This is a genomic window from Acidovorax delafieldii 2AN, assembly GCF_000175235.1.
Lineage (GTDB): Bacteria > Pseudomonadota > Gammaproteobacteria > Burkholderiales > Burkholderiaceae_C > Acidovorax > Acidovorax delafieldii_B.
Window position 1 is genome coordinate 1 of the sequence record NZ_ACQT01000369.1, and the last position, 2,658, is coordinate 2,658.

Here is a 2,658-nt window from a genome sequence, read left to right on the forward strand (position 1 = left end):
CGCAGCGCGGGCATGGCACGCAAGCCGCGTTCGCGCTGTGCCGTGGCGATGCCTGTCCCCGGCCCACACCCAAGACCCTGAACACGGCGCCGAGGGCCATCGCTCCGGTGGTGCCCGATCCCGCACCCGTTGCCCCGATACCGCTTCTCGATTCGATAGGGCCCGGTGAACAGGTGGAGGCGCAGGCAGAACCGGCCGAGCCCTCGACCGAGGAGCCGCCAGACATGCAAAGCCCATCGGCGCCGCCGTAGCACGCCCGCCCGATCGCGTCATGGATGACCCCACCCGTCCGGGCCACGGCCCCCACCCCGCCACTGCGCAGACCGAACCGCACCACCCGATCGACACCCTTCCTTCCCCTTTTTTGGAGATTCCTCATGAGCACTGCCATCCTGTCCACTCCCATTCCGACCTCGCGGCGTTCCCCTGCACGCAGGATCCTGGGTTTTCTCTGTCTGGTCGCACTGGCGCTGGCCGGCCTGGCGCTGGCGTTCCCGAGCCATGCGTTGGACCTCGTCGCCTTCACGGGCATCACCGGTCCCCTCACCTCGGCGCTGACGCAGATCGCCGAACTGGGGCCGGGCATCAAGGCGCTGGTGGGCTTCGTCGGCTTCGTGGTCGCATTGATCTCGCTGTCCGCGCTGCGCAATTTCGGCCCCGTGCTGTTCTACGTTGGCCTGGCCATCTTCGCCGCCGTCGGCCTCGTGATCGCCGGCGCGATCATGGGCGCGGTCGTCTGAGCCCCGGCGCATCGCCCTCCCGAAGGCCCACATGCAAGCGGACACCTATATCCCGCGGCGCCTGGACGACCAGTGGAAGATCGGCTTCTGGGACGTCGATGTCGCCGCGCCCATCGTTCTCGCCTTCTTCATCGGCTACCTGTCGGCCAGCAAGGCCGCATTCGCGGTCTGCATGGCCGCCGGCATCGCGGTCTCGCGCTGGATCGCGCGGCTGAAGGCGGACAAGCACCCGGCCTTCGCGCTGCACTGGCTCTATTGGCACCTGCCGGTGAACCCCGCCACGGCCATGCGCGCCACGCCGCCCTCGCACATCCGCCGCATGGTCGGCTGAACCGGAGAAGCACCATGGACTTCGACCGGCTCAGCGGCGACCTCAAGGACATGCGCCGGCGCAACCGGGGCCTGGGTCTCGCCGTCGGCGCCCTGGCCGCAGGCCTGCTGCTCGCGCTCGTCATCATCCTCCACCTGCTGGGCACGGTGCGCACCGTGGTCGTGCCGCCCTCGATCAACAAGAGCTTCTGGGTCACCAGCGAACGCGCCTCCAGCGAGTACCTGGAGCAGATGGGCAGCTTCGTCGCCTGGCTGATCCTGGACGTGACGCCTTCCACCATCGACTGGAAGAAAGACATCCTGCTGGGCTACGTCGACCCCGCCCAGTACGGCCCGCTCAAGACGCGCCAGGAGGTCGAGGCGGAGCGCCTCAAGCGCATCAACGCGGCCACCGCCTTCGCCCCCCAGCAACTCGTCGCCAGCGAGGACACCCAGTCCCTCGTCGTGCGCGGCCGGCTGCGCACCCTGGTCAACGGCTACGAGACCGCCAACGACCTCAAGGCCTACCGCATCGAGTTCGGCCATGCCGGCGCTCGCATGCACGTCATCGGATTCAAGGAGGTGCCCTATGCGGTCAAGTGACAGCACGCTCACACGGCCCTGGCCTGCGTATTTCCCGCGGCGCGCGCCCCTGCGGCAGCCGGCCGGGAGCCTCGCGGCCACGCTGCCGCCAGCATCCCGTGACAGCCAGTCGCACCAGCGCTGGGGCCGACTGCCACCCACGGCGCGCAAGGTGCTCGCCGTCACCGCCCTGTCCCTGGGTCTGCAGGCGCACGCCCTGCAGGTAGTCGAGGCCAGCGACGGCGTGGCAGTCGAAGCCATAGTCTCCCTCAAGGAACCCACGCGCATCCGCATCGAGGGGGCGATGATCACCGACGTTTTCGGCAACATCCATTCCTGCCATTGCGGCGGTAGCGCGCCGGCCATCCCCCTCGGCCCCCACCACACCCTCTGGCACACCCGGACTCGCCAGTCCGGCTTCGCTCACCTCATCCCCCACCAACCCGGCCGGAGACGTCATCGTCGAGTGCGACCGCGACAAGGGCGAGATCTACATCCGGCCCGTCGGCGACGCGCTGCGGCCCATCAACCTGTTCGTGTCGTCGGCCACGGCCACCTACACGCTGCTGCTGCGCCGCTCGGACACGCCGGCGGACACCATCGTGATCCGCGACAAGACGCCCCAGGCACTGCGCACCGGCGTGCCCGAGGCCGCGCCCTCCGGCCCGGCGCCCAGCCATGTGCGCGCGATGAAGGGCCTGCTGGTGGCCATGTCCTCGGACCGCGTGCCCGCCGACGTGCGCGTCGAAGAGACCTCAAAGCCCATCCAGCTCTGGACCGAGGCGCGCTTCACGCTGTTGCGCCGCTACGAGGGCCGCGGCTACGTGGGCGAGAAGTACGCGCTGCAGAACGTGAGCCTGGCCCCGATGGTGCTGGCCGAGCAGGAGTTCGACCGCCCGGACAGCCGTTCGGGTGGGGAGATCACCGGCATCGCGATCGAGCACCACAACCTGCGGCCGGGCGAGACCACCAGCGTCTACGTGATCCGGCGGGGAGGCACGCGATGAACACGCCGTCCATGCCTTCC

At 69.3% G+C, this 2,658-nt stretch carries 4 protein-coding genes and 1 pseudogene; all 5 read left to right on the forward strand.

What is annotated here, in order from left to right; all coding sequences use genetic code 11:
• Positions 1–251: pseudogene (locus ACDELDRAFT_RS25895) on the forward strand (OmpA family protein); the annotation flags it as partial.
• A 126-nt stretch (positions 252–377) separates the two neighbouring features.
• Positions 378–740, forward strand: a complete 363-nt coding sequence (locus ACDELDRAFT_RS21110; RefSeq protein WP_005800218.1) for a hypothetical protein — start codon at positions 378–380, stop codon at positions 738–740.
• Between the two features lie 31 nt (positions 741–771).
• Positions 772–1,071 (forward strand): type IV conjugative transfer system protein TraL, encoded by a 300-nt coding sequence (gene traL, locus ACDELDRAFT_RS21115; RefSeq protein ID WP_005800222.1) that lies wholly within the window; start codon positions 772–774, stop codon positions 1,069–1,071.
• A 14-nt stretch (positions 1,072–1,085) separates the two neighbouring features.
• Positions 1,086–1,652 (forward strand): type IV conjugative transfer system protein TraE, encoded by a 567-nt coding sequence (gene traE, locus ACDELDRAFT_RS21120; RefSeq protein ID WP_005800224.1) that lies wholly within the window; start codon positions 1,086–1,088, stop codon positions 1,650–1,652.
• Positions 1,653–2,125: 473 nt separating this feature from the next.
• Positions 2,126–2,638 (forward strand): TraK domain-containing protein, encoded by a 513-nt coding sequence (locus ACDELDRAFT_RS26055; RefSeq protein WP_269763857.1) that lies wholly within the window; start codon positions 2,126–2,128, stop codon positions 2,636–2,638.
• Positions 2,639–2,658: the final 20 nt, after the last annotated feature.

What these genes read in the sequence shown, in the direction of transcription:
- ACDELDRAFT_RS21110 (WP_005800218.1), top strand. Translation starts at nt 378, where the DNA reads ATGAGCACTGCCATCCTGTCCACTCCCATTCCGACCTCGCGGCGTTCC.
- traL (WP_005800222.1), top strand. Translation starts at nt 772, where the DNA reads ATGCAAGCGGACACCTATATCCCGCGGCGCCTGGACGACCAGTGGAAG.
- traE (WP_005800224.1), top strand. Translation starts at nt 1,086, where the DNA reads ATGGACTTCGACCGGCTCAGCGGCGACCTCAAGGACATGCGCCGGCGC.